28 protein-coding genes and 2 tRNA genes are annotated in these 25,554 nt (G+C 70.3%); 10 read left to right on the top strand and 20 right to left on the bottom strand.

What is annotated here, in order from left to right; all coding sequences use genetic code 11:
- Window positions 1–64: 64 nt before the first annotated feature.
- From EUA93_RS06760 to EUA93_RS06740, 5 genes are all read right to left on the bottom strand, one after another.
- Entirely contained in the window at window positions 65–397 is a 333-nt protein-coding gene (locus EUA93_RS06760; protein WP_129399429.1) for a DUF3817 domain-containing protein, read from the bottom strand.
- Window positions 398–402: 5 nt separating this feature from the next.
- The gene (locus EUA93_RS06755; protein WP_129399428.1) at window positions 403–1,167 is read right to left on the bottom strand and encodes an SURF1 family protein; all 765 of its coding nucleotides are present in this window, start codon (window positions 1,165–1,167) and stop codon (window positions 403–405) included.
- A 70-nt stretch (window positions 1,168–1,237) separates the two neighbouring features.
- Window positions 1,238–1,951: a siderophore-interacting protein gene (locus EUA93_RS06750; protein ID WP_129399427.1), complete on the bottom strand. Its 714-nt coding sequence runs from the start codon at window positions 1,949–1,951 to the stop codon at window positions 1,238–1,240.
- 9 nt (window positions 1,952–1,960) lie between these two features.
- A complete protein-coding gene (locus EUA93_RS06745) occupies window positions 1,961–3,211 on the bottom strand; it encodes an RNA polymerase sigma factor (RefSeq protein ID WP_129399426.1) in 1,251 nt (416 codons plus the stop codon).
- Between the two features lies 1 nt (window position 3,212).
- Window positions 3,213–3,563 carry a YciI family protein gene (locus tag EUA93_RS06740; RefSeq protein ID WP_242497263.1) on the bottom strand — a complete coding sequence of 117 codons (351 nt, stop codon included), beginning with the start codon at window positions 3,561–3,563 and terminating at the stop codon, window positions 3,213–3,215.
- 106 nt (window positions 3,564–3,669) lie between these two features.
- Here EUA93_RS06740 and EUA93_RS06735 point away from each other — a divergent pair, with 106 nt between their 5' ends.
- Window positions 3,670–4,284 carry a TMEM175 family protein gene (locus tag EUA93_RS06735; protein ID WP_165355084.1) on the top strand — a complete coding sequence of 205 codons (615 nt, stop codon included), beginning with the start codon at window positions 3,670–3,672 and terminating at the stop codon, window positions 4,282–4,284.
- A gap of 3 nt (window positions 4,285–4,287) precedes the next feature.
- Here the strand turns inward: EUA93_RS06735 and leuE are convergent, their stop codons facing one another.
- The 3 genes from leuE to EUA93_RS06720 form a co-directional block, all read right to left on the bottom strand.
- Entirely contained in the window at window positions 4,288–4,971 is a 684-nt protein-coding gene (gene leuE, locus EUA93_RS06730; protein ID WP_129399423.1) for a leucine efflux protein LeuE, read from the bottom strand.
- 87 nt (window positions 4,972–5,058) lie between these two features.
- The gene (locus EUA93_RS06725; protein ID WP_207208619.1) at window positions 5,059–5,616 is read right to left on the bottom strand and encodes a TlpA disulfide reductase family protein; all 558 of its coding nucleotides are present in this window, start codon (window positions 5,614–5,616) and stop codon (window positions 5,059–5,061) included.
- 11 nt (window positions 5,617–5,627) lie between these two features.
- Window positions 5,628–6,173 (bottom strand): carboxymuconolactone decarboxylase family protein, encoded by a 546-nt coding sequence (locus tag EUA93_RS06720; RefSeq protein ID WP_129399422.1) that lies wholly within the window; start codon window positions 6,171–6,173, stop codon window positions 5,628–5,630.
- Between the two features lie 96 nt (window positions 6,174–6,269).
- Between EUA93_RS06720 and EUA93_RS06715 the strand changes: the two genes are divergently transcribed.
- Window positions 6,270–6,941, top strand: coding sequence for a MarR family winged helix-turn-helix transcriptional regulator (locus EUA93_RS06715; RefSeq protein WP_129399421.1), 672 nt, complete (start codon window positions 6,270–6,272; stop codon window positions 6,939–6,941).
- Here the strand turns inward: EUA93_RS06715 and EUA93_RS06710 are convergent.
- From EUA93_RS06710 to dnaA, 11 genes are all read right to left on the bottom strand, one after another.
- Window positions 6,929–7,004, bottom strand: a tRNA-Ala gene (locus EUA93_RS06710). The genes EUA93_RS06715 and EUA93_RS06710 overlap by 13 nt on opposite strands.
- Window positions 7,005–7,019: 15 nt before the next feature.
- Window positions 7,020–7,145: a DLW-39 family protein gene (locus EUA93_RS21950; RefSeq protein ID WP_242497262.1), complete on the bottom strand. Its 126-nt coding sequence runs from the start codon at window positions 7,143–7,145 to the stop codon at window positions 7,020–7,022.
- A gap of 32 nt (window positions 7,146–7,177) precedes the next feature.
- Window positions 7,178–7,251: transfer RNA gene (locus EUA93_RS06705), tRNA-Ile, on the bottom strand.
- A gap of 82 nt (window positions 7,252–7,333) precedes the next feature.
- A complete protein-coding gene (locus EUA93_RS06700; protein ID WP_242497261.1) occupies window positions 7,334–7,894 on the bottom strand; it encodes a DUF3566 domain-containing protein in 561 nt (186 codons plus the stop codon).
- Between the two features lie 7 nt (window positions 7,895–7,901).
- Entirely contained in the window at window positions 7,902–10,628 is a 2,727-nt protein-coding gene (gene gyrA / locus EUA93_RS06695; protein WP_129399419.1) for a DNA gyrase subunit A, read from the bottom strand.
- A 59-nt stretch (window positions 10,629–10,687) separates the two neighbouring features.
- Window positions 10,688–12,883 (bottom strand): DNA topoisomerase (ATP-hydrolyzing) subunit B, encoded by a 2,196-nt coding sequence (gyrB, locus tag EUA93_RS06690; RefSeq protein ID WP_420819066.1) that lies wholly within the window; start codon window positions 12,881–12,883, stop codon window positions 10,688–10,690.
- Window positions 12,884–13,170: 287 nt separating this feature from the next.
- Window positions 13,171–13,725: a DciA family protein gene (locus EUA93_RS06685; protein ID WP_129399418.1), complete on the bottom strand. Its 555-nt coding sequence runs from the start codon at window positions 13,723–13,725 to the stop codon at window positions 13,171–13,173.
- Window positions 13,715–14,842 carry a DNA replication/repair protein RecF gene (gene recF, locus EUA93_RS06680; RefSeq protein WP_129399417.1) on the bottom strand — a complete coding sequence of 376 codons (1,128 nt, stop codon included), beginning with the start codon at window positions 14,840–14,842 and terminating at the stop codon, window positions 13,715–13,717. Before recF ends, EUA93_RS06685 begins: the two co-directional genes overlap by 11 nt.
- Window positions 14,843–14,848: 6 nt before the next feature.
- Window positions 14,849–15,850 (bottom strand): phosphogluconate dehydrogenase (NAD(+)-dependent, decarboxylating), encoded by a 1,002-nt coding sequence (gnd, locus tag EUA93_RS06675; RefSeq protein ID WP_275937884.1) that lies wholly within the window; start codon window positions 15,848–15,850, stop codon window positions 14,849–14,851.
- Between the two features lie 15 nt (window positions 15,851–15,865).
- On the bottom strand, window positions 15,866–17,002 hold the full coding sequence (dnaN, locus tag EUA93_RS06670; RefSeq protein ID WP_129399415.1) for a DNA polymerase III subunit beta: 1,137 nt from the start codon (window positions 17,000–17,002) through the stop codon (window positions 15,866–15,868).
- 410 nt (window positions 17,003–17,412) lie between these two features.
- A complete protein-coding gene (gene dnaA / locus EUA93_RS06665) occupies window positions 17,413–18,840 on the bottom strand; it encodes a chromosomal replication initiator protein DnaA (protein WP_420819065.1) in 1,428 nt (475 codons plus the stop codon).
- Between the two features lie 505 nt (window positions 18,841–19,345).
- On the opposite strand from dnaA, the gene rpmH reads away from it, so the two are divergent.
- The 8 genes from rpmH to EUA93_RS06625 all read left to right on the top strand — a co-directional run bounded on the left by rpmH (window position 19,346) and on the right by EUA93_RS06625 (window position 24,637).
- Window positions 19,346–19,483: a 50S ribosomal protein L34 gene (gene rpmH / locus EUA93_RS06660; RefSeq protein ID WP_056156542.1), complete on the top strand. Its 138-nt coding sequence runs from the start codon at window positions 19,346–19,348 to the stop codon at window positions 19,481–19,483.
- A 24-nt stretch (window positions 19,484–19,507) separates the two neighbouring features.
- Entirely contained in the window at window positions 19,508–19,861 is a 354-nt protein-coding gene (gene rnpA / locus EUA93_RS06655) for a ribonuclease P protein component (protein WP_129399414.1), read from the top strand.
- Window positions 19,858–20,124, top strand: coding sequence for a membrane protein insertion efficiency factor YidD (yidD, locus tag EUA93_RS06650; protein ID WP_129399413.1), 267 nt, complete (start codon window positions 19,858–19,860; stop codon window positions 20,122–20,124). Before rnpA ends, yidD begins: the two co-directional genes overlap by 4 nt.
- 36 nt (window positions 20,125–20,160) lie before the next feature.
- On the top strand, window positions 20,161–21,096 hold the full coding sequence (gene yidC, locus EUA93_RS06645) for a membrane protein insertase YidC (RefSeq protein WP_242497422.1): 936 nt from the start codon (window positions 20,161–20,163) through the stop codon (window positions 21,094–21,096).
- Between the two features lie 65 nt (window positions 21,097–21,161).
- Window positions 21,162–21,740, top strand: coding sequence for a Jag family protein (locus tag EUA93_RS06640; RefSeq protein ID WP_420819064.1), 579 nt, complete (start codon window positions 21,162–21,164; stop codon window positions 21,738–21,740).
- An 89-nt stretch (window positions 21,741–21,829) separates the two neighbouring features.
- Window positions 21,830–22,513, top strand: coding sequence for a 16S rRNA (guanine(527)-N(7))-methyltransferase RsmG (gene rsmG / locus EUA93_RS06635; RefSeq protein WP_129399411.1), 684 nt, complete (start codon window positions 21,830–21,832; stop codon window positions 22,511–22,513).
- 205 nt (window positions 22,514–22,718) lie between these two features.
- A complete protein-coding gene (locus tag EUA93_RS06630; protein WP_129399410.1) occupies window positions 22,719–23,654 on the top strand; it encodes a ParA family protein in 936 nt (311 codons plus the stop codon).
- Complete coding sequence (locus EUA93_RS06625; RefSeq protein ID WP_129399409.1) at window positions 23,651–24,637, top strand: ParB/RepB/Spo0J family partition protein; 987 nt, start codon at window positions 23,651–23,653, stop codon at window positions 24,635–24,637. The genes EUA93_RS06630 and EUA93_RS06625 overlap by 4 nt, the downstream gene beginning before the upstream one ends.
- Window positions 24,638–24,738: 101 nt before the next feature.
- Here EUA93_RS06625 and EUA93_RS06620 read toward each other — a convergent pair whose 3' ends face one another.
- Window positions 24,739–25,512: a lysophospholipid acyltransferase family protein gene (locus EUA93_RS06620; RefSeq protein WP_129399408.1), complete on the bottom strand. Its 774-nt coding sequence runs from the start codon at window positions 25,510–25,512 to the stop codon at window positions 24,739–24,741.
- Between the last annotated feature and the right edge of the window lie 42 nt (window positions 25,513–25,554).

Below are 25,554 nucleotides of genomic sequence, written 5' to 3'. Positions count from 1 at the left end.
AGCCACGTTCCGAGCGCGCCGAAGGTGGCTCACTCACCGCTCGAGCGGGAGTACGACGAGGGAGCTAGGCCAGCTCGGGGTGCTCGGCCTTCATCCGCTCGGCCGCGCGGTGCTCGACGAAGAACATCAGCAGCGGCACGAGGCCCGCGATGAGCAGGAGCAGCGTGAACTGGGGCGACCACCGGGCGCGGTAGGCGAGCATCAGCGCGACGAGGAAGTAGACCATGTAGAGGGTGCCGTGCAGCGCCCACAGGATGCTGAGGGAGTCACCGAGCTCCTGGATGCTGCTGCCCTCGGCGAAGAGGTACTTCATCGGGGCGGCCACGAGGGCGCAGAACGCGAGCGCGACACCGACGATGAACGCCAGGACGCGGTAGGTGGTGAAGAGGGGACGCACGGCGCTCAACCTATCCGGCCGCTGGTGGCGTCCGAGGAGTCCCCGCCCGCGTTGAGCGGGGACGAGACCCCGGTCACCACGTCGCGCCGCCAGCGCCACCAGATGAAGGCGGCGAAGGCGCCGAAGACCCACCACTCGAAGGCGTAGAGCAGGTTGCGGATGCCGGTGAAGCTGCTCGCCTCCGGCAGCGCCTCGAGCTCGGCGGACTGCAGACCGTCAGCGGGCTCCTGGCTGATGACGTAGGCCGAGTAGAGGTCGATGTCGACGCGCTGGACGGCGTCGGCGACGCGAATCTCGGGGAAGACGTCGTCGGTGGGGTCGTCGTCGACGACGAGGCTGCCCTCGGGCGGCTGGAGCCAACCGGTGACAGAGGCGTCGCCGGTCGCCGCGAGGAGGTCCGGGTCGGGCTCGGGGGCCCATCCGCGTACGACGAGCACGGCGGCGTCGCCGACCTCGAGCGGGGCGACCGCCCAGTATCCCGGCGTGCCGTCGTGGTCGCGGTCGGCGACCCAGAAGCCGCCCTCGATCCAGGTGCCCGAGACGTCGACCGGTCGACCGACGTCGGTCCCCGGGAACGGGTCGTCGTTGCCCATCACGTCGGTCAGCGGCACGGCCGCCAGCCCGGTCAGGTCGCGAGCCTCGGCGTCACGGTGCGCCTGCCAGGCGTCGTACTGCCACTTGCCCAGCATCCCGGCGAGACCGATCAGCACGAGCGCGAGGACGGCCGCCCCGAGGTCGGCCATCAGGCTGGGTCGGCGGGGGGCACTCACGGGCTCGATTGTCCCAGCCGACTCCTGCGGCGGGTGCGGCGGCCGGGGCGGTGCGGGGGCGCTCACGTGGTCAGGCTTCGGCCTCGGCGAGCTCGCGCTTCCAGACCCGGAATGACTCCTCGGTGCGACCGGCGCGCCAGTAGCCGGAGATGGAGGCGTCGGCGCGGGGGAGGCCGCGCTCCTTGAGCAGGTAGGGCCGCACCCCGTGCATGACCTCCTGCGCCTCGCCGTGGACGAACGCCTGGACCCGGCCCTCGGGCCACGGCCATGCCCGCACCGCGTCGCCGAGCGACTGCCCGGCGTCGCGGTGGAGGAACGTGATCGTCACGCCCGCGGGCGCCGTCAGGGCGGGCTCGTGCGCAGCGTCGTCGACCAGGACGAACGCCTGGCCGGTCGCGTCCGCGGCCAGCGAGGCGAGGGCCGCGGAGATCGCCGGGACCGCCGAGTCGTCGCCGGCGAGGAGGTGCACGTCGGCGGTCGGGTCGGGGCGGTAGCCGCCGCCGGGGCCGTTGACCTCGAGCTCGTCGCCGGGCTGCGCGCGCTGGGCCCACGGGCCGGCGATGCCCTCGTCGCCGTGGACCACGAAGTCGATCGCCAGCGTGCCGGCGGCGACGTCGGGGAAGAGCGCGGTGTAGGTCCGCACGCCGTCGTGGAACACCAGCTTCACGTAGCGGTCGGTGTCCTCGCTCGCGGCGAAGGCGGACAGGTCGTCGGAGCGGAACCAGACCCGGCGCAGGCTGGGCGTGACGGACTCGGTGGAGGTGACGGTGAGGCGGGTGGACACCCCAGCAGGCTACGTCGATGCTCCTGAGGCCCCGAGCTCGTCACGACGCCGGGTGAGGTACGCCGACTCCGCGCTGTTGCCGGCCAGCGCGATCGCCCGGTCGTAGGCCGCGCGGGAGTCGGCCGACCGACCGAGCCGCCGCAGCAGGTCGGCCCGGGTCGCGTGGAAGGCGTGGTAGTCGTCGAGCGGCCCGCGGAGCGCGTCGACCTGGGCGAGGGCGACCTGCGGGCCGTCGAGCTCGGCGACGGCGATCGCCCGGTTGAGCGCGACGACCGGGTTGGCGTCGAGCCGCACGAGCTGGTCGTAGAGGGCGACGACCTGCGACCAGTCGGTGTCGCGCGCGTCGGCGGCGTCGGTGTGCACGGCATTGATCGCGGAGAGCACCTGGTAGCGCCCGGGTGCCTGTCCGGACGCCAGCCGCTCCCGGACGAGGGCGTGGCCCTCGGCGATGAGCCCGCGGTCCCTCGAGCCCCGGTCCTGCTGGTCCAGGGTCACCAGCTCACCCGACGCGGATACGCGGGCGCCACGGCGGGCCTCGGTCAGCAGCATCAGGGCGAGAAGGCCGGCCACCTCGCCGTCGTACGGCAGCAGGGTGCGGACCAGGCGGGCCAGCCGGATCGCCTCTCCGGTGAGGTCGGCACGGACCGGGTCGGACTCGGCACCGCTGGCGAGGTAGCCCTCGTTGAAGACGAGGTAGAGGACGGCGAGCACCCCGTCCACGCGGGAGGGCAGGTCGGCCGCCTCCGGCACGCGGTAGGGGATGCGGGCGTTCTTGATCTTGGCCTTCGCGCGGGTGATGCGCTGGCCCATCGCGGTCTCCTGGACGAGGAAGGCACGTGCGATCTCGGCGACGGTGAGGCCGCCGACCATGCGGAGGGTGAGCGCCACGCGCGCCTCCATCGCGAGGGCGGGGTGGGCGCAGGTGAAGAGGAGCCGGAGCCGTTCGTCCTCGACGGCCCCGGTCGGCTCCGGCGGACCGGAGAGCTGGTCGGTGAGCATGTGCGCCTGCTTCTGCTTGTCGTCGCGCTTGCCCTCGCGACGGACCCGGTCGAGCGCCTTGTTGCCGGCCGTCGTGGTCAACCAGGCGGCGGGATTGGGAGGCACGCCGTCGGCGCGCCACTTCTGGAGGGCGACCGCGAAGGCCTCGGCCGCGGCGTCCTCGGCGACGTCGAGGTCGCCGAAGCGCCGCACCAGGACGGCCACGAGCCGGGCCCACTCCTCGCGGTGGACCCGGGCGAGGACGTCCTCGACGGCCGTCACGTCAGGCGACACCGTCGAAGGGGCGCACCTCGATCTTGCGGTGGCACGCACGCGATGCGTCGACCGAGAGCGCGAGCGCCTCGTCGAGATCGGCGGCGGTGACGACCCAGAAACCGGCGAGGAACTCCTTGGACTCCACGAACGGTCCGTCGCTGAAGACCGGGTCGCCGCCCCGGTTGTCGGTCACGGTCGCGTCGGCCGGGTCGGTGAGGCCGCCGGCGAAGACCCAGCGCCCCTCGTCCTTGAGCCGGTCGTTGAAGGCGTCGATCGCGCCCGGTGCCGAGTCGTCAGCGGGGTTGTCGGTGTCTCCGACGACGGTGAGGAGGTAGTGCATGTCTGCTCCTGTGGTCATGGGCACCCGTTGTCGGGCAGCCTCTCACCACTTCTACGAACACGCCCGCGCGGATCCGACAACGTCGCTGCACGAGTGTGCGGCCCGCTCGCCCTATCGTGACGTCATGGCCGGTGACGAGGTGGTGGAGCACCGCTCCGCCGAGCGGCTGACGTTCTTCACCGACGCGGTCGTGGCGATCGCGATGACGCTGCTCGTCCTGCCGCTCACGGAGGCGGTCTCGGAGACGGCCTCCGAGGGGCTCTCGACCGCCGACTACCTGCGCGACCACTCCGACCAGCTCTTCGCCTTCGCCCTCAGCTTCGCGATCATCTCGACCTTCTGGCGCGCACACCACCGCCTCTTCGAGCACGTCGCGGCGTACTCCCAGCCGCTCATGCTGCTCAACATCGTCTGGATGTTCACGATCGTCTGGCTGCCGGTCCCGACGGCCCTCGCGGGATCGCTCGAGACCGACCGGCCGCAGCTCGCGCTCTACATCGGCAGCATGCTGGCCAACGCCCTGGTCAGCGTCGCCCTCCACGTGGTGCTGCGCCGCAATCCCGCGCTGTGGGTGGCCGACAACCCGCCGAACAGCTCGGGCACCTACGGCCTGCTGACCTTCGCCGTCCTGCTCACGCTCGCGCTGGTCATCGCGCTGGTGCTGCCGGGTGTCGGCTACCTCTCGCTGCTCGTGCTCGTCCTCAGCGGACCGATCGAGCGGCTCCTGTTCCGTCGCTGAGCATCACGCCGAGGCGAGGGCCAGCTTGACGGCGAAGCCGACGAACACCGCACCAACGGCCGAGGTCGCGCCGGCGGAGAGCCGCTTGCGACGGGCGAAGGCGGCGGCCAGGCGGGTGCCGGCGAAGATCAGGACGCTGAGGTACGCCGCGCTCGCGACGGTCGCGAGGCTGCCGAGCACCAGGAACGAGATCGCCGGGTGCGCGTAGGCCGGGTCGACGAACTGCACGAAGAAGGCGACGAAGAAGAGGATCGCCTTCGGGTTGAGCAGGCTGATCACGAGCGCGCGGCGGTAGGGCCGCTCGCCCTTCACCCTGACCTCGGGCGCGGTCTCGAAGCCGGCCTCGACCGCGGCGTCCGCGATCTGCTCGGCCACGCTGCGGCGCGAGCGCCACATGCCCCACGCGGCGCGCATCATGCCGATCGCGAGCCAGAGGAGGTACGACGCTCCCGCCCACTTGACGACGCTGAACGCCGTCGGGTTGGCCTGGAGCAGCGACGCCACGCCCGCGGCGGACAGCGTCATCAGCACGGCGTCGCCCGTCCACACGCCCGCTGCGGCGCCGTACCCGGTGCGCACCCCCCGCCGCGCGGCGACGGAGAGGACGTAGAGCGAGTTCGGACCCGGCAGCAGGACGATCAGGATCAGGCCGACGAGGTAGGTCGGGAGGTCGGTGATGCCCAGCATGGGACCAGTGTGGGACCAGCGTCAGCGCCGCGATGACCATTTCCGAGGGATGGGCGGGACGTCACACGCGTGGGCAGATACCTCCGCTCACACCCGGCATCCCGTCTCGTCGCAGGCGTAGGCCCTGCTGGGTCGTACGTCGTGCGCCACCGGTGGTGCCGCCGTCGGTCCGTCCTCCAGCACCAGCGCCGCGACCTGGGCGCCGAGCTCGAGGTCGGGGACGTGGCCGAAGGTGCGGCGCCGCAACGCCCCCGCGCGGTCGTACAGCATGACGGTGGGCGTGCCCTGCATCGCGAACCGCTCCATGGTGACGGGCACCTGGCCGCGCCGCGCCGGTTGGTCCATCGCCACGGGGAACGTCACGCGGTACTCGTGGAGGAAGGCCTGCAGCGCGACCGGGGTCATCGCCTCGTGGTGCTCGAAGACCGTGTGGAGCCCGACGACAGCCACCTGGTCGGCGGGGAACGTCGCGGCGGCTCGTCGCAGCTGGGGGATGGTCGTCTCGACACAACCCGGGCACAGCATCTGGAACGCTGCCGCGAGGACGACGCGGTCGGCGAGGTCACCGACCGCGAAGTCCGGGCGCGGCGTCCCCAGCCACCCGGCCACGGTCCAGTCGCGGATGGTCAGGTCGTGGGTCGTCACGTCGGGTCTCCTCAGCGAGCGGCGAGCAGCGCGACCCTCGGGAAGTCCACCGGAACTCCGAGCGCCACGTTGACGTAGTTGGTGAAGAGGTTGAGCGCGACGTGCGCGACCAGCTCCACCACGTCCTCGTCGTCGAGACCGGCAGCCCGCAGGGACTCGACGTCGGCGTCGGTGACCTGGGCGCGGTCCTGGACCAGCTTCTCGGCGAACGCGAGCACGGCAGCGGTGCGTGGGTCGGTCGAGCGTCCAGCCTGGGCCTCACCCATCTCCTCGGGGCTCGCGCCTGCCTTGCGGCCCAGCGCCGTGTGGGCGGCCAGGCAGTACTCGCACGCATTGCGGTCCGCGACCAGCACGGCGACCTGCTCGCCGAGCTTCGCGCCGAGGCGCCCGTGGCCCAGCGCACCGAAACCGGCCCACATCATCTCGAGCGCTGCGGGGGAGTTGGCGACGGCGCGGAACATCGCCGGCGTGGTGCCGAAGGCGGCGTGGATCTCGTCGAGCACCGGCTTGGTGCCGGGACCGGCGGTGGCGGGGTCGACCAGGGCGACTCGTGACATGACATCTCCTCGAATAGGCAGGCTCGGAGTCGAACCCTTAGGACTACTATGCAATTCGTCGTTGAGCCGTGTCAACGATTCGCTTAGGATTCCTAAGTGACCAGCCACGAGCGCACGGCCGACGGACTGCCGGAGGACGCGACGGTCCATCCGGACGCCTCGCTGCCGGTCCACGACCTCGACCAGCGCCTCGCCGGAGCGCTCGAGCGGATGGGTCACGTGAGCCGGACGATGCTGCTGCGCCAGGCGTACGCCGAGGGCGTGAGCCCGCTCCAGCACCAGCTGCTGCTGCGGGTGCACGCCATGGCGGGCCGGGCGCGGGTCAGTGACCTCGCGGTTGAGCTCGACGTGTCGCAGGCGACGGTGAGCGAGGCCCTGGGCACGCTGCGCCGCAAGGAGCTGGTCACGAAGGCACCGGACCCGGTCGACCGCCGCAACACGATCTACTCGGTGACCTCCGCGGGCGAGGCGCTGCACACGCGCCTCAGCAGCTGGGACGGTCCGCTCGCCGAGAGCCTCGCGGTCGTCGGCGACGATGACAAGGCGACCGCACTGCGCGTGGTGCTCGGTCTGGTGGCCGACCTCCACGACGACGGGGTGGTCGCGGTTGCCCGGACCTGCCTGACCTGCCGTTACTTCGACGACGCGGGCGGCAGTACGCCGGCTCCGTACCGCTGCACGCTGCTCGCTGTCGACTTCGGGGACGCCCAGCTCCGGGTGGACTGTGCCGAGCACGAGGCCCGGGCGTCAGCCGGTGGTGGAGCCTAGGGGACTCGAACCCCTAACCCCCTGCTTGCAAAGCAGGTGCGCTACCAATTGCGCCAAGGCCCCGTGAGGGAGCGAGCGTCAGGCCTTCTCGACGGTGTCGGTGGCCTCTGCCCAGAGGGCCTGCTCGTGCTTGCCCTCGTCCATCTTCCTCTTCGCGAAGAGCGCGGCGCCGGCGGCCGCGACGACCAGCAGGAGCTTCTTCATGGAGCTCTCCTCGAGAGAAGAAGGGGATGGAGTGGGCCTAGGAGGACTTGAACCTCCGACCTCTTCCTTATCAGGGAAGCGCTCTAACCGTCTGAGCTATAGGCCCGCAACGCTGCACCAGCAGCGACGCCGAAGATTACCTGACCGTGGTCGGGCGGTGCCAATCGAGGGTGCCTACCCGCGATCGGTCACTTCTCGTCCTCGGCGAGGGTGACCTCGATGCCGCCGAGCAGGGCGGCCGCGAGGTTGTAGAGGAACGCCGTCAGGGTGGCCAGCGCGGTCAGCAGGATCACGTCGATCACCGACACCAGGAGGGTGAAGCCGAGCACCCGCGACATGCCGACGTAGTCGGTCACGTCGAAGGTCGAGTTGCCGCTGTCGCCCTCGACGATGCTCGCCACGGCGGAGTTGATCGAGTCCCAGACGCCGGCGGCGCCGAGCACCGACCAGACCATGAAGATCGCCACGAAGGTGACCACACCGAAGGCGACCGACAGCAGGAACGACGTCTTCATGACCGACCACGGGTCGATCCGGGTCAGCCGCAGTCGGGCGCGACGGGGCTGGCGACCCGCCTGACGACGCGTCCGGCTGCCCTTCGGCTCCTCCGCGCTCGCGTTGGCGCGGTGCTCCTCGGCGGCGTTGGACAGCGTGCTCTGCAGGCGCTCGGTCAGCGACCTCCGCGGGGGCTCGTCCCCCGACGTACGACGGGCGGTGTCACGACTGGGGGGTGCGGTGCGTTCCGACACGGGTCCCTCACTCCTCAGTGTTCTCGTCGGGGGCGGGCTCGGCGGTCTGAGCATCGATTGTTGCACCGTCGCCCACAACCGGCGATTCGTCACCCGGCGTCACGGCCTCGCCCTCGACACCTTCGGCGAGCTCCTCCTCGTCCTCGCGGGCCTCGACCGAACGAGCCACGACGGCCACCGTGTCGCCCTTCTTGGGCGTCACGAACTTCACGCCCTGGCTGTCGCGACCGGTCGCCCGGAAGTTCGCGTCGATGGGGCTGCGCACGACCTGGCCACCGCTGGTGATCGACAGGACCTCGTCGCCCTCCTCCACGATGAACGCGCCGACCAGGCCGCCGCGGTCCTCGTTGCTGAGCTTGACCGCGCGGATGCCGACGCCGCCACGGTTGGTGATGCGGTAGTCGGTGATGCGCGAGCGCTTGGCGTAGCCGCCGTCGGTGATCGTGAAGACGTACTGCTCCTTGACGTCGGGCAGCGTGCCCGGCTCGATGGCGTCGGGAGCCTCGCCGCCCTCGACGAGCCGCGCCTCGGCGGCCTCCTCGGCCGCCACCTGGGCGGCGCGGATCACCGAGAGGGACAGGACGTGGTCGTCCTCGTGCTTGAACTTCATGCCGCGCACGCCGCCGGTGGCGCGACCCATCGGCCGCAGCTGGTCGTCGCTGGCCTGGAACCGGATCGCCTGGCCCTTGCGGGAGACGAGCAGGATGTCGTCGTCGGCGTTGACCAGCTCGGCACCGATCAGCTCGTCGTCGTCCTCGCGAAAGTTGATGGCGATGACGCCGGCCTGGCGCGGGCTGTTGTAGTCGCCGAGCTTGGTCTTCTTGACCAGGCCGGTGCGGGTGGCGAGCACGAGGTAGGGAGCCTGCTCGTAGTCGCGGATCGCCAGCACCTGGGCGATCTCCTCGTCGGGCTGGAAGCTCAGCAGGCCGGCGACGTGGCCGCCCTTCGCGTCGCGTGCGGCCTCGGGCAGGTTGTAGGCCTTGGTCCGGTAGACGCGTCCGGCCGTGGTGAAGAACAGCAGCCAGTGGTGGTTGGTCGTGGCGATGAAGTGCTGGACGACGTCGTCGCCGCGCAGCGTCGCACCGCGCACGCCCTTGCCGCCGCGCTTCTGGAGCCGGTACTGGTCGGCGCGGGTGCGCTTGGCGTACCCGCCGCGCGTGATCGAGACGACGAGCTCCTCGTCGGGGATCAGGTCCTCCATCGAGAGGTCGCCGTCGGCCGCGATGATCTGCGAGCGCCGCTCGTTGCCGTACTTGTCGACGATCTCGGTGAGCTCGTCGGAGACGATCTGCCGCTGGCGGGCCTCGTTGGCGAGGATGTCCTCGAGGTCGGCGATGACGCGCTCGAGCTCGGCGAGGCGGTCCATGATCTTCTGGCGCTCGAGGGCGGCCAGGCGGCGCAGCTGCATCTCGAGGATGGCGTTGGCCTGGATCTCGTCGATCTCGAGCAGCTCGATCAGGCCCTGGCGGGCCTCCTCGACGTCGGGGCTGCGGCGGATGAGCGCGATGACCTCGTCGAGCGCGTCGAGCGCCTTGGCCAGGCCGCGGTAGATGTGCGCCTGGCGCTCGGCCTCGGCGAGGCGGAAGCGCGTACGCCGCTGGATGACCTCGATCTGGTGGGTGACCCAGCTGGAGATGAACTGGTCGATCGACAGGGTGCGCGGCACGCCGTCGACGAGCGCCAGCATGTTGGCCGAGAAGTTCGACTGCAGCTCGGTGTGCTTGAAGAGGTTGTTGAGCACCACGCGCGCGACGGCGTCGCGACGCAGGATGATGACCAGGCGCTGACCGGTGCGCGAGCTGGTGTCGTCGCGGACGTCGGAGATGCCCTGGATCCGGCCCGAGTCGGCGAGCTCAGCGATCTTGAGCGCGAGGTTGTCGGGGTTGACCATGTAGGGCAGCTCGCTGATCACCAGCATGACGCGGCCCTTGGCGTCCTCGTCGATCTCGACGACCGCGCGCTGGGCGATCGAGCCGCGACCGGTGCGGTAGGCCTGCTCGATGCCCTGGCGGCCCACGATGAGGGCGCCGTTGGGGAAGTCGGGGCCCTTGATCCGCTCGATGAGCGCGTCCTGGAGCTCTTCCTTGGTGGCGTCGGGGTGCTCGAGCGCCCACTTCGCGCCGTCGGCGACCTCGATGAGGTTGTGCGGCGGGATGTTGGTCGCCATGCCGACCGCGATGCCGGCCGAGCCGTTGACGAGCAGGTTCGGGAACCGGCTCGGCAGGATGGTCGGCTCCTGCGAGCGACCGTCGTAGTTGGGCTGGAAGTCGACGGTGTCCTCGTCGATGTCGCGGACCATCTCCATGGCCAGCGGCGCCATCCGGCACTCGGTGTACCGCATGGCCGCGGCGGAGTCGTTGCCCGGCGAGCCGAAGTTGCCCTGGCCGTTGATCAGCGGGTAGCGCAGCACCCACGGCTGCGCGAGGCGGACCATGGTGTCGTAGATCGCGGAGTCGCCGTGCGGGTGGTACTGACCCATGACGTCGCCGACGACGCGCGAGCACTTCGAGAACCCGCGGTCGGGGCGGTAGCCACCGTCGTACATCGCGTAGAGGATGCGGCGGTGCACCGGCTTGAGCCCGTCGCGTACGTCGGGCAGCGCGCGGCCCACGATGACGGTCATCGCGTAGTCGATGTAGGACTGCTGCATGAGGGTCTGCAGCTCGATCGGCTGGATGCGGTCGTCGCCGAAGCCGAAGCCGCCTGCGCCGGTGCCGGTGGGGGTCTCAGTCATGTGTCTCTCTCCTGCGTTCTAACGATGTCTAGGTCTGGTCGTAGAGGGAACCGACCGACCTAGATGTCGAGGAAGCGGACGTCCTTGGCGTTGCGCTGGATGAAGGACCGTCGCTGCTCGACGTCCTCGCCCATGAGGATCGAGAAGATCTCGTCGGCCTGGGCGGCGTCCTCGAGCGTGACCTGCTTCATCAGGCGCGCGTCGGGATCCATCGTGGTCTCCCACAGCTCGTCGGCGTTCATCTCGCCGAGGCCCTTGTAGCGCTGGACCGGGTTCTCCTTGGGGAGCTTGCGGCCCTGCGCGAGGCCGTCGCGCATGAGGGCGTCGCGCTCGGCGTCGGAGTAGACGAACTCGTGCTCGGCCGGCTTGTTCCAGCGCAGCCGGTAGAGCGGGGGCTGCGCCATGTAGACGTAGCCGTGCTCGATGAGCGGCTTCATGAAGCGGAAGAGCAGCGTCAGCAGCAAGGTGTTGATGTGGTGGCCGTCGACGTCGGCGTCGGCCATCATCACGACCTTGTGGTAGCGCAGCTTCTCGAGGTTGAACTCCTCGTGGATGCCGGTGCCGAGCGCGGAGATGATCGCCTGCACCTCGGTGTTGGCGAGCACCTTGTCGATGCGCGCCTTCTCGACGTTGAGGATCTTGCCGCGGATCGGGAGGATCGCCTGGATGCGCGGGTCGCGGCCCTGGCGGGCCGAGCCGCCGGCGGAGTCGCCCTCGACGATGAACACCTCGCACTCGGCGGGGTTGGTCGACTGGCAGTCGCTCAGCTTGCCGGGGAGGCCGCCGCCGCCGAGCAGGCCCTTGCGGCTGCGGGCGAGCTCGCGCGCCTTGCGGGCGGCGATCCGGGCGTTGGCCGCGGCCTGCGACTTGCGCACGATCTCCTTGCCCTCCGCCGGGTTCTCCTCGAACCAGGCGCCGAGCTGGTCGTTCATGATGCGCTGCGCGAAGCCCTTGGCCTCGGTGTTGCCGAGCTTGGTCTTGGTCTGGCCCTCGAACTGCGGCTCGCCCAGCTTGATCGAGATGATGGCGGTCAGGCCCTCGCGGATGTCGTCCCCGGAGACCCGGTCCTCCTTCTTCTTGATCAGGCCCCACTCCTCGCCCCAGTTGTTGACCAGGGAGGTGAGGGAGGCGCGGAAGCCCTCCTCGTGGGTGCCGCCCTCGTGGGTGTTGATGTTGTTGGCGAAGGTGTGGACCGACTCGGTGTAGGAGGTGTTCCACTGCATCGCGACCTCGAGGCTCATGTGCTGGCCCGAGGCGCCCTCGGCCGTCTCGGCCTCGAAGGAGATGACGGTCGCGTTGGCGATCGTCTTGCGGCGGTTGAGGTGCTCGACGTAGTCGACGAGACCGCGGTCGTACTTGAAGACCTGCTCGAGGCCGCCCGACTCCGCACGCTTGATCGCGTCGTGGCCGGCGTTGTCGACCTCGTTGTCGATCGTGTCGTCCTCGATCGCGTCGACGCGCGCCTCGGCGTCGGCCCGCTCGTCGCGCACGACGAACTCGACGCCCTTGTTGAGGAAGGCCATCTCGCGCAGGCGCGAGGTGATCGTCTCGAGGTTGTAGTTGGTGTGCTCGAAGATGTCCTCCGAGGCATACCAGGTGACCGTGGTGCCGGTCTTCTCGTCGGCCTCCATCGGCCGGACCTGCTCGAGGTCGGCGTCGGGCACGCCGAGCCGGAACGTCTGGCGCCACAGGTGGCCGCGGTTCCGCACCTCGGCGACGAGGCGCGTGGACAGGGCGTTGACGACCGAGACGCCGACGCCGTGCAGACCGCCGGAGACCTTGTAGCCGCCACCGCCGAACTTGCCGCCGGCGTGGAGCATCGTGAGCGCCATCGTGAGCGCGGGCATCTCCTGGCCGGGTGCGGTGTCGGTGGGGATTCCGCGACCGTTGTCCTCGACGCGCACGCCGCCGTCGGACTGCAGCGTCAGCGCGATCTTGGTGGCGTAGCCGGCCAGCGCCTCGTCGACACCGTTGTCCACGATCTCCCAGATCAGGTGGTGCAGGCCGCGCTCACCGGTCGAGCCGATGTACATGCCCGGGCGCTTGCGGACCGCCTCGAGGCCCTCGAGCACCTGGATCGCGGAGGCGTCGTACTCGGTGCCCTCGTCGACGGCCGTCGAGGAGCGCTTCGCCTCGACGACGGCCTCCTCGACCGCCTCGGCGATGGCCTCGGCGGGAGAAGGGTCGGGAGTGGGCGATGGTGCCGGCGAATCGGGGGTCTGAGCTGCGTTGGTCTCGACGTGGTCTTCGCTCAAGGCACTGCCTTCTTCTCATCGCGCCGGATGTCTCGCCGCCGCGCTGGACATGAGTCGAGTCGCTGCGGTTGCGCCTGCAACACGACGTGCGACTCGTCCGCTCATACTAGCCGTCAGCGGCCCTGAACCGAAGGACCCACCCCGGCCCGGGGATGGATCTGGACGAAAAAGTGCCTCCAGAGGCCCCGTGGGACGCCGTGAGCCGGTCGAGCAGGGGGGTCCATGGGCCCCCACAGGTCCGGGAGGCTGCCAGATCGGCAGATCGGGGCTGTGGCGCCGGCGCGGTCTCAGCCGTAGGTGTCGCGCGGCCCGCGGCCGTCCCGGCTCGACAACCTGCCCTTGGTCCAGGTCGGCAGGTGGGGTCCGTGCACGTCGATGACGCTCACGGTCCCGTGGCCCAGCTCCTCGTTGAGGCGGCGCACGATCGTCGGCGCGAGCAGCTTGAGCTGCGTCGCCCAGGCCGTGGAGTCGGTGCGCACGACGAGCCGTCCGTCGTCGAACGACTCGGGGGTGCAGTGGTCGCCCACCTCGGTGCCCACCAGCTCGGCCCACCGGCCGAACACGCCCTGCACCTTGAGGTCGACCTCCCACCCGTGGTTGGCGATCAGCCGTCCCATCGCCTGCTCGAGCAGCTGCGGGTCGCGGTCGTCGGGCCGGGCGCCGGACGACTTCGTGAAGGTCCGGCGCCGGGTGGACGTCGTACGACGCCGGGCCGGGGTCCCCGGGCTCGCCGCCGCCGCACGGGCCGCGGCACGGGCGAGGTCGAGGCCGTCCGGACGGTGCTCCTCGGACTCCCCGGACTCCTCAGGCGCCCCCTCGTCGGGGGGCTCCTCACTCGTCACGGGTCACCTGGCCGTCCGCGACCAGGAAGCGGATCCCCTGCAGCGCGGCCGGCACGTCGGCCGCGACGGCGGCGGTGACCAGCACCTGCTCGGCGCCGGCGACGAGCTCGGCAAGCTGGGCGCGGCGCTCGGCGTCGAGCTCGGCGAAGACGTCGTCGAGGACGAGGATCGGGTCGTCGCCGTCGGCGCGGAGCAGGTCGTACGACGCCAGGCGCAGCGCGAGCGCGAACGACCACGACTCCCCGTGGGACGCGTAGCCCTTCACCGGGAGCCGCAGCTCCGGGCTGCCGAGGGTCAGCAGCAGCTCGTCGCGGTGCGGGCCGACCAGCGAGATGCCGCGGTCGAGCTCGTCCTTGCGCTTGGTCGCGATCGCGTCGAGCAGCGCCTTCTCCAGGTCGTCACCGACCTCCACGCTCGCCCTGTAGTCCAGGTCCGCGTCGTCACGGGTGGCGCCGCGGGCGACCGCCTCGTAGGCCTTGCCGAGGTAGGGCCGCAGGTCCTCGACCAGCCGGAGCCGTGCGCCGAGGAGCTCGGCCCCGACCCGGGCGAGGTTGTCGTCCCAGATCTCGAGGGTCGACATGGCGGCGTCACGCGACGAGCCGCGCGCGACGCCGGCGGTCTTGAGCAGGCTGTTGCGCTGCTTGAGGATCCGGTCGTAGTCGGACCGGACGCCGGCCAGGCGAGGAGCCCGCAGGACCAGCAGGTCGTCGAGGAACTTGCGGCGGTCCGACGGATCGCCCTTGACCAGGGTGAGGTCGTCGGGTGCGAAGACGACCGTGCGGACCAAGCCGATGATCTCGCGGGGTCGGGGGAGCGGCGAGCGGTTGATGCGCGCCCGGTTGGCACGACCGGGGTTGAGCTCGACCTCGATCAGCGCCGGGCGTCCCTCCTTCACCACCGAGGCGCGGACGATCGCCTGGTCGGCGCCGGCGCGGACCAGCGGCGCGTCCGTCGCGACGCGGTGCGAGGAGAGCCGGGAGAGGTAGTCGATCGCCTCGACGAGGTTGGTCTTGCCCTGGCCGTTGCGGCCGATGAACGCCGTGGCCCCCGGTTCCAGTGCGACGTCGATGTCGCTGTAGGAGCGGAAGTTGTGGAGGGTCAGGTGCGCGACGTGCAAGTCGTCCTAGCTCTCGCCGTGTGCCTTGTCGTCGCCGGCTCCGGCCTGCCTGGCCGCCTCGGACTGCTCGGCGCCGGTGCTGCCCTCGGCGTCGCCGCCCTTGGGCGCGGCCGAACGGACGGCGTGGCCACCGAACTGGTTGCGCATCGCGGCGATCGCCTTCATCGTCGGCGAGTCGTCCTGGCGCGAGACGAACCGCGCGTAGAGCGCGGCGGTGATCGCCGGCGTGGCCACGGCGTTGTCGATGCCGGCCTCGACGGTCCAGCGGCCCTCGCCGGAGTCCTCGGCGTAGCCGGCGATCTGCTGCAGCCCGGGGTCCTCGTCGAGGGCGTTGACCATGAGGTCGAGCAGCCACGAGCGGATGACGGTTCCTTCACGCCAGGAGCGGAAGACCTCCGTCACGTTGTCGGTGAGGTCGACCTTCTCGAGCAGCTCCCAGCCCTCGGCGTAGGCCTGCATGATGGCGTACTCGATGCCGTTGTGGACCATCTTGGAGAAGTGGCCGGCGCCCACCTTGCCGGCGTGGACGGCACCGAAGTCGCCCTCGGGCTTGAGGGCGTCGAAGGCCGGCTGGACCTTGGCGATGTCGGCCGGGTCGCCGCCGTACATCAGGGCGTAGCCGTTCTCCAGGCCCCACACCCCGCCCGAGACGCCGCAGTCGACGTAGCCGATGCCGAGCGGCGCGAGCAGCTCGGCGTTGGCGATGTCGTCGGTCCAGCGGGAGTTGCCGCCGTCGACGATCACGTCGCCCTCGCCGAGGAGCCCGGAGAGCTCCTTCACGGTCGCGCGGGTCGGGTCGCCGGCGGGGACCATGACCCATACGACCTTCGGGCTGGGCAGCGCCTCCACCAGCGCGGCCAGGGAGTCGACGTCGCTGACGTCGGGGTTGCGGTCGTAGCCGACCACGGTGAGTCCGGCGCGACGCATGCGCTCGCGCATGTTGCCGCCCATCTTGCCCAGGCCGATGAGTCCGATGTCCATGCCGGTGAGCCTAGCCGTGCGGGGCAGCCGGCGGGGAGTGGCTCAGGACAGCAGGCGACGCGGCATCAGCAGGTAGCGGAAGGAGCTGGCGTCGTCGTCGGCGTCGGTGCCGGAGATGACGACCGGCTTGGTGGCCTGGGTGAAGGCCAGGTCGACGAACTCCCCGTCGATGGCGGTGAGGCCGTCGAGGAGGAACTGCGGGTTGAAGCCCGTCGTCAGGTCGTCGCCGTCGATGTCGGCGTCGACGGCCTCGGTCGCCATCGCCTCGTCGCCGGACCCGGCGTCGAGGACGATCTGGTTCTCCCCGAACTTCATCTGGACCGCGGTGTTGCGCTCGGCGACGAGCGCGACGCGCTTCACGGTCTCGATCAGCTCGGCCTTGTTGACCTTGGCGACGGTGAGGTGCTCGGCCGGGAAGAGCGAGCGGACCTTGGGGAACTCGCCGTCGAGCAGACGCGTCGTCGTGCGACGCACACCGCCCAGGCCGGTGCCCTCGAAGCCGATGAGGCCCTCGCCGGCGCCGCTCGCGGCGAGCGCGATCGTGACCTCGGCACCCGAGGTGAGCGACTTGGCGGTGTCACCGAGGACCTTCGCCGGGACGAGCGCGGCGATCGACTCGTCGGGCGACTGCGGGTTCCAGGTCAGCTCGCGGTGGGAGAGGCGGAAGCGGTCGGTGGCGAGCAGCGCCATGGTGGAGCCGTCGATCTCGATGCGTACGCCGGTGAGGACCGGGAGCATGTCGTCGCGACCCGCCGCGGTGACCGCCTGGGAGACGGCGTGGGCGAAGTCGGCGCTGGAGACGGTGCCCGTGGCGGACGGCATGTCCGGGAGCGTCGGGTAGTCGTCGACCGGCATCGTCTGCAGGCTGAAGCGCGCGGATCCGCAGGTGAGGGAGACGCGGGGTCCCTCGAGGGTGAGCTCGACGGGCTTGGCCGGGAGGCTGCGGCAGATGTCGGCGAGGAGGCGGCCGCTCACGAGCGCCTTGCCCTCGTCGTTGACCTCCGCGGTGAGCGTCGCGCGGGCGGACGTCTCGTAGTCGAAGGTGGAGAGCACCAGGCCGGCGTCGCTCGCCTCGATGAGCAGGCCGGCCAGGACCGGGGAGCTCGGGCGGACCGGGAGGCTGCGGGCAGCCCAGGCAACGGCATCGGCGAAGACGTCGCGTTCGACGCGGAACTTCACAAGGGTCTCCTCGGGGAGCGGACGAGCTGGCGGTGATGACAAGTCTGGTGGCCCCGCGCACGCGCGTGGGATGAGCATCCTGTCACGCGGTCGTGCGGCTTCGGCAGGGTTCTCCCCAGAGGAGGGGCCGTTCGGTGGTGGTGGGAGATCGGGACAGTCTTGAGGTTCATAGTCGTCATAGGGTCCGTGGAAACTGTGGACAACTGATGTTCGTGCAGGTCAGGGGCCCGTTTGGCTGTGCACGACGGGTGTGGATGGATCCGGGTCATCCCGTTGCGGGGTGTGGAGCCCGGGCGGCGGCGTGTGGTTCGTCCCGACCTCTCCACAGGGGCTGGGGATGAACTGGCCGGACGAACCACATGTTCTCCACACGACGTGGGCGGCACGTGGCCTGCACGACCGGCTGCGGATCAGGACTGTCGTGCCTGCATCTTGACGCGGTTGGTGAGCTCGCTGACCTGGTTGAAGACGGCGCGGCGCTCGGCGAGGAGCTGGCGGATCTTGCGGTCGGCGTACATCACCGTGGTGTGGTCGCGACCGCCGAACTCGCGCCCGATCTGCGGGAGCGACATGGAGGTGAGCTCGCGGCAGAGGTACATGCCGATCTGGCGGGCCATGACCAGGTGCCTGCCCCGCGACGGTCCGGTCAGGTCCTCCAGGGAGACGCCGAAGTAGGCGGCCGTCTGGGCGATGATCAGCGCGTGGGTGATCTCGGGCTCGCCGCCCTCGGGGATCAGGTCCTTCAGCACGATCTCGGCCAGGGTCATGTCGACCTCCTGGCGGTTGAGGTTGGCGAAGGCGGTCACCCGGATCAGGGCACCCTCGAGCTCACGGATGTTGGTCTGGATCTTGGAGGCGATGAACTCCAGCACGTCCGGCGGCGCGGTCAACCGGTCCATCGCGGCCTTCTTGCGGAGGATGGCGATGCGGGTCTCGAGGTCGGGCGGCTGGACGTCGGTGATCAGGCCCCACTCGAAGCGGTTGCGCAACCGGTCCTCGAGCGCCTCGAGCCGCTTGGGCGCGCGGTCGGAGGTCAGCACGATCTGCTTGTTGGCGTTGTGGAGCGTGTTGAACGTGTGGAAGAACTCTTCCTGCGTCTGGGTCTTGCCCTCGAGGAACTGGATGTCGTCGATCAGCAGCACGTCGACGTCGCGGTAACGCCGCTTGAACCGGTCCTGCCGGTCGTCGCGGATCGCGTTGATGAACTCGTTGGTGAACTCCTCGCTGGAGACGTAGCGCACCTTGGCGTTGCTGTAGAGGCTGCGGACGTAGTGGCCGATCGCGTGGAGCAGGTGGGTCTTGCCGAGGCCGGACTCGCCGTAGACCAGGAGCGGGTTGTACGCCTTGCCCGGTGCCTCGGCGACGGCCACGGCCGCCGCGTGCGGGAAGCGGTTGGACGACCCGATGACGAACGTCTCGAAGGTGTACTTCGGGTTGAGCCGCGTCTCGAGCGCGGAGGGTCGCCGCTCGCCGCTCGGCGCCTCGACGTGCTCCGGGTAGTGCGAGACCGGCTCGTAGTCGTCGGTTGTCGACAAAGCGATAGATGGATCTGTCGATTCATCGATCGGCGGCTGCTGGCCGGGCTCCTCGAGGGCGGGGTTCACCGTGACGAGCATCCGGATCTCGCGACCGAAGCCCTCGGTCAGCGCGGCCTCGATGTGGTTGCGGAGGCGCCCCTCGAGCTGGTTGCGCGTGAAGTCGTTGGGAACGGCGATGATCGCGGTGTTCTCGTGGAGCGTCATCGGCACGCTGGGCCGCAGCCAGGCGCGCTGGTTGGGCTGGAGGTCCTCGACGATCTGCTGCCACGCCGTCCCGAGATCTACCTGCTGGTCGTCCACCCGGATCGCCTTCGTTCTGTGCTGTTGTGCGGCTCGTCCCCGGATCGGGCCGGAGCTGAGTCCACAGGGTTGTCCACAAGCTGTGAGTTGCCGGGCCCGCACATCGGGAACAAGCCCCCCGCCACGCCGGGAAACCGGATCCTCGCAGTGTTCCTGCAGGTCAGAGCCGGTTCCATCGAGCATGTGGCCTGGGTCACACCGACTGGTCGACCCGGGCCGGGCCGTGATTTCCACAGGCCCCGAACGGCTGGAACGTAACAACCGGGTGCGCTCTCGGGCAAGATGTCATCCACAGGGCGACCCTGGAGGGGTCGTCGCGGGTTTGACCCCAACTTTGGGCTCCGCGTACCGTTGGCCGGTCGCTCCTTGTCGACGGGTGCCGCATGTCCACGATCCGCCTCCTGGCGGCCGCGCGGGCGGGCGGTGCCGGCCGAATGCCTGAACACGGGCCCGCATCGATCCTCGCGTGGAGTGGACATCCCTCGAAACCTTCGGAGAAATAGCCGTGAGCAAGCGTACCTACCAGCCGAACAACCGTCGCCGTCACAAGGTGCACGGCTTCCGTCTGCGCATGCGGACCCGCGCCGGTCGCTCGATCCTGTCCAGCCGTCGTCGCAAGGGCCGCAAGAGCCTGGCCGTCTGACGGCCAGGGCTCACGGCAGCAGCCGTGCTCTCCGCTGTCCATCGCCTCCGCGACAGTGACGGTTTCCGCCGCGCTGTGCGCAGCGGTCGGCGCGCCGGCAGCCCGACCATGGTGGTCCACCTCTGGGTGGACCCCGTCGCGGTCGCCGGCCCGGTGCAGGTGGGGTTCACGGTCAGCAAGGCCGTGGGCGACGCCGCCACCCGCAACCGTGTGAAGAGACGACTTCGGCACCTGACCCGGGAGCACCTTCCCCAGCTGGAAGGGCTCCCGGGTCGTGCTGCACTGGTGGTGCGTGCGCTGCCCGCCGCGGCCGGTGCGTCGTACGAGACCCTCGGCGCCGACCTGGCCCGTAGTCTCGAGCGCGTGAGCCCGGCATGAAGCACCTCCTGATCGGCTTCATCCGCGCGTGGCGCTTCGCGATCAGCCCGCTCTACGGCCAGGTCTGCCGCTACCACCCCAGCTGCTCGGCGTACGCCCTCGAGGCGGTCACCGAGCACGGTGCGGTGCGCGGCACCTGGTTGTCCGTACGCCGTCTCGGTCGCTGCCACCCGTGGGCCGCCGGCGGCTACGACCCCGTTCCCTCCCGGGCCCCCTCGGCCGCGGAGACCACGTCCCAGTCACCCTCAACTCGAGGAGCATGAGTGCTCGACTTCTTCGGCACCATCGGCGGCGCCATCATGACGCCGCTCTACTACGCGGTGTCCTTCATCCTGGTGGGCTTCCACCGGGGGTTGACCGCCATCGGCCTCGACGCCGCCGGCGGCTGGACGTGGATCCTGTCGATCATCGGACTCACGCTCGTCGTGCGGACGGCACTGATCCCGCTCTTCGTGAAGCAGATCAAGTCCAGCCGCAACATGCAGCTCATCCAGCCCAAGGTGCGTGAGCTGCAGAAGAAGTACGGCCACGACCGGGAGAAGCTCGCCCAGGAGACGATGAAGCTCTACAAGGACTCGGGCACCAACCCGTTTGCCTCGTGCCTTCCGATCCTGCTGCAGATGCCGATCTTCCTGGCGCTCTTCCGGATGCTCGACCAGGCCGCCCGCCGCGGCAAGGCCCACGGCTTCATGGACTCCACCCTCGCCGGCCAGTTCCGTGACGCGAAGTTCCTCGGCGACATCAAGGTGTCCGGCACCCTCACCGGGGGCGAGACCGGCGTGATGATCGTCGCCGGCATCCTGGTGATCGCGATGACCGCGACGACGTTCATGACCCAGCGCCAGCTGATGAGCAAGAACATGCCGGCGGACGCGCTCTCCGGCCCCTACGCCCAGCAGCAGAAGATGCTGCTCTACGTGCTGCCCGTGGTCTTCGCCGTGGGTGGTATCGCCTTCCCGATCGGCGTGCTCGTCTACTGGACGATCTCGAACCTCTGGACGATGTGCCAGCAGTTCTACGTGATCCGCAACAACCCCGCTCCCGGCACCCCCGCCGCCGAGGCGAAGGAACAGCGTGAGCGCGCCAAGGCCGAGAAGAAGGGCCTGAAGACGCCCGCCCAGATCGAGGAGGAGCGGATCGCTGCCGAGGCGGACGCCAAGCGCGAGGAGAAGGCGAGCACCCGCACCCAGCCCCAGCGCCAGACCAAGGCGCAGCGGACCAAGAAGAAGAAGTAGCAGGCCCCACGATTCTCTGCGCGCCCGGTGAGGCGTGCACCCGTTTGACGAAGCAGGAGACACACGTGACTGACCAGGTGAGCGACGCCGACGGCGTCGAGACGGTGGAGACCGGCGAGATCAGCGAGACCAGCGAGACGGACGCGCCCACGGACGGCGGCGCCGAGGGCAAGGCCCGCCCGTCGAAGGTCGCGCGGCTCGAGAACGAGGGTGACATCGCGGCCGACTACCTCGAGGAGCTCCTCGACATCGCGGACCTCGACGGCGACCTGGACATGGACGTCGAGGGCGAGCGCGCCAGCGTGCAGATCGGCGGTGCCGACCTGAGCATCCTCGTCGGTCGCAACGGCGAGGTGCTCGAGGCGCTCCAGGAGCTGACCCGCCTGGCGGTCTACCGGGAGACCGGTGAGCGGTCCCGTCTGATGCTGGACGTCGGTGGCCACCGCGCCGAGCAGCGCACCCGCCTGGTGGCACTGGCCGAGAAGTCGATCGCCGAGGTGAAGGAGTCCGGTGACAGGATGTCCCTGGACCCGATGAGCGCCTTCGAGCGCAAGGTCGTCCACGACGCCGTCGCCGCCGCCGGCCTGACGTCCGAGTCCGAGGGCGCCGAGCCGAACCGTCACGTGGTGATCCTCCCCGCGTGAGCGACGACGTTTCACGTGAAACCGGGGGCCCCAATGGGCCTCCCGGCGCAGTGTCGCCACCACCCTCCGTGCCCGACGTGGCGCGGAGGGTGTTCGCGTCCGACCGGCTGCCGCTCGCAGAGCGCTACACCGAGCTCCTGGCGACTGAAGGGGTGGTGCGCGGTCTCATCGGCCCCCGTGAGGCGCCTCGGCTGTGGGATCGGCACGTCCTGAACTCGGCGGTCCTCGCCGAGGCCATCCCCGACGGTGCCACGGTGTGCGACATCGGCACGGGCGCTGGACTGCCGGGACTGGTCGTCGCCATCGCGCGACCCGACCTCACGATCACCCTGGCGGAGCCCCTGCTGCGGCGGACGACGTTCCTCGACGAGGTGGTGGCCGAGCTCGGTCTCACCCACGTGACCGTCGTCCGCGGGCGCGCCGAGGACCTCCACGGCGTGCACACGTTCGACGTGGTGACCTCGCGAGCCGTCGCCCCGCTCGAGCGGCTGCTCGGGTGGTCGATGCCGCTGGTGGCGCCGCACGGCGCCCTCGTCGCCATGAAGGGTCAGAGCGTCGCCGACGAGATCGAGTCGTCCCGAGGGTTCCTCCAGAGGTGGCGCTGCGGCGAGCCCGAGGTGTTCACCGTCGGGGTCGGCGTCGTCGATCCGCCGACCACCGTGGTGCGGGTGCCGTGGGAGGACCCGTCCCGGATAGGTTGGCCCCTTGTCCCTGAACCGAAGCGGCGTGGCAAGCGTCGTGAGCAGCGCTCCGCGAAGCGAGAGGTGTCCTGACGTGTCCGAGCGTCCGAGCGAGAACGTGGACTGGCGGTCGTACGGCGACTCCACCGGCACGTTTTCCACCGGCGACCCCGCGTCGTCTGAGCCTGAATATCCACAGCGCGCGGCAGTTTCTCCACAGGCGGGGGAGGAATCGGGTGTTTCACGTGAAACCCCGAGCGCGGACGTTTCACGTGAAACACGAGCGGCGTGGCAGCCGATGACGGCAGCCGACATCGCCGCACAGGAGAACGACTTCGACGACCACGGGACTCCGCTGGCGCAGGCTGCCCAGCACTCGGTGCTCGCGCGCTCCGGTGGGCTCCGACGCCAGGGCGTGCCACGGCCGGACGCCACCCGGGTCCTGGTCGTGGCCAACCAGAAGGGCGGGGTCGGCAAGACCACGTCCACGGTCAACGTCGCGGCGGGCCTCGCCCAGCTGGGGCAGAAGGTCCTGGTCATCGACCTCGACCCGCAGGGCAACGCCTCCACGGCGCTCGGCGTCGACCACCACCGCGGCGTCCCCTCGACCTACGACATGGTCGTCGACGGCCAGCCGCTCGCCGACGTGGTGACCGAGTGCGCCGACCTGCCGGGGCTGTGGGTCGTGCCGGCCACCATCGACCTCGCGGGGGCCGAGATCGAGCTGGTCAGTGTCGTCGCGCGCGAGCAGCGGCTGGCCCGGGCCATCGCCGCGCACCCCCTCGTCGGCTCGGCGGCGGAGGTGGGGGACGAGCGCTTCGACTACGTCTTCGTCGACTGCCCCCCGTCGCTCGGACTGCTGACCCTCAACGCCCTCGTCGCGGGCCGGGAGATGTTCATCCCGATCCAGGCGGAGTACTACGCCCTCGAGGGGCTCGGGATGCTGCTCGAGACCGTCGACATGGTGCGCCAGCACCTCAACCCCGGCCTGACGATCTCCACGATCCTGCTGACGATGTACGACGCCCGCACCCGGCTCGCGTCCGGGGTCGCGGAGGAGGTCCGCAGCCACTTCGGCGACCAGGTCCTCCGGACCGCGGTGCCGCGGTCGGTGCGGGTCTCCGAGGCACCGTCCTACGGCCAGACCGTGATGACCTACGATCCTGCGTCGGCGGGCGCCCTCTCCTACCTCGAGGCAGCCCGGGAGATCGCGACCAAGGGAGCACCTGCATGAGCGCCAACGCACCCCGCCGGGGACTCGGACGTGGCCTCGGCTCGCTGATCCCGACGTCCCCGTCGCAGCCGGCTCCGCCCCCCGAGGCGAGCGCCGCCCAGGACGCCCCTCCGGCTTCCGGTGGATCCGGTGCCCAGGACCCGGCCGACGGCGGTGCCGCCGGTCCCCACGTCACCGGTGCCTACTTCGCCGAGCTGCCGATCACGCAGGTGCGCCCGAACCACCGCCAGCCGCGCCAGGTCTTCGAGGAGGAGGCGCTCGCCGAGCTGGTCCACTCGATCAAGGAGGTCGGCCTCCTCCAGCCCGTCGTCGTACGGCGCACGGGCGAGGACGCCTACGAGCTGATCATGGGCGAGCGCCGCTGGCGTGCCTCGCAGGTCGCCGGGCGCGACACGATCCCGGCGATCGTCCGTGAGACCGACGACGACGACATGCTCCGCGACGCGCTGCTGGAGAACCTCCACCGCTCGCAGCTCAACCCGCTCGAGGAGGCCGCGGCCTACGGCCAGCTGCTCGAGGACTTCGGCTGCACGCACGACGAGCTCGCCCAGCGCATCGGTCGTTCGCGTCCGCAGATCTCGAACACGCTCCGGCTGCTCAGGCTCTCACCGGCCGTCCAGCGACGCGTCGCCGCCGGCGTCCTGTCCGCCGGCCACGCCCGTGCGCTGCTCAGCGTCGACGACGCAGGGCTGCAGGACAGGCTGGCGGCGCGTGTCACGGCTGAGGGCATCTCCGTGCGCGGTCTCGAGGAGATCGTCTCGGTTGGCGTCACGGACGACACCCCCCGCGTCGTGCGGAGGAAGCCGGTCGCACCCGGCCTGTCCGAGCTGGGCGACCGGCTCTCCGACCGTCTCGAGACCAGGGTCAAGGTCGACCTGGGCAAGGCCAAGGGCAAGATCACCGTGGAGTTCGCCAGCCTGGAGGACCTGCGGCGCATCGTCGACATCATGGACCCGCGCAACCGCGACGACCGCCCCATCTGAGGCGTACGACGACCGGCCACGCCTGCCCCGTCTCGGGCGTCGTGCCCGTTTTGTCGACAAAACGATATGGCGACTGATCGATAGATCGATCAGTCGACGAGTCACTTCTTGCGCGCCGCCCGCTTCTCGGCGCGCTTGCGGGCACGCTCTCGCTTCTCCTCGACGTCGAGGCGCTCGGCCTCGTCGGGCGTGGGGGCGGAGCCACCCAGGGAGGCCGGCACCCACCAGGACCCGGGGGGCTGCTCGTCGACCGGGTAGTCGCGCACGGCCTCGACGAGCATCTGCGACATCCGTGCGTGGAGGTCGGCGGTCTCGGCCGTCGGGTCGTCGCCGGTCGGGTGGAGGGGTTCACCGATGGACAGCGAGATCGTCTTGCCGCGGGAGAAGTCGCGCGGCCGGCCCTTGGTCATCATCCGCTGCGTGCCCCACATGATGACCGGCACGACAGGGACGCCGGCGGCGGCGGCGATGCGCACGGCTCCGTTCTTGAACTCCTTGAGCTCCATCGAGCGCGAGATCGTCGCCTCGGGGAAGATCCCGACCGCCTCGCCGTTGCGCAGGTAGTCCACCGCCGTGTGGAAGCTCGCCACGCCGTCACCGCGGTCGACCTCGATGTGGTGGAGCGAGCGCATCAGCGGACCGACGTAGGTGTGGTCGAAGAGCTCGCGCTTGGCCATGAAGCGCACCAGCCGGCCGGACGGGTTGGCCGCGAGGCCGCCGTAGACGAAGTCGACGTAGCCGACGTGGTTGTAGGCCAGCAGCACGCCGCCCTCGCGCGGGACGTTGTCCGCCCCCGTGATCCGGATGGACTGGCCGAGCGCCTTGAAGGCGACCTTGGCCGTCACGATGATCGGGGGGTAGGTGATGTCTCGCACGACGAGGAGCCTAGGGCCGCGCGGAGGATGCGGCGAGCGGGC

Origin of the sequence: Nocardioides oleivorans (assembly GCF_004137255.1) — a bacterium.
Lineage (GTDB): Bacteria > Actinomycetota > Actinomycetes > Propionibacteriales > Nocardioidaceae > Nocardioides > Nocardioides oleivorans.
This window is presented reverse-complemented; position numbering and strand designations above follow the sequence as displayed.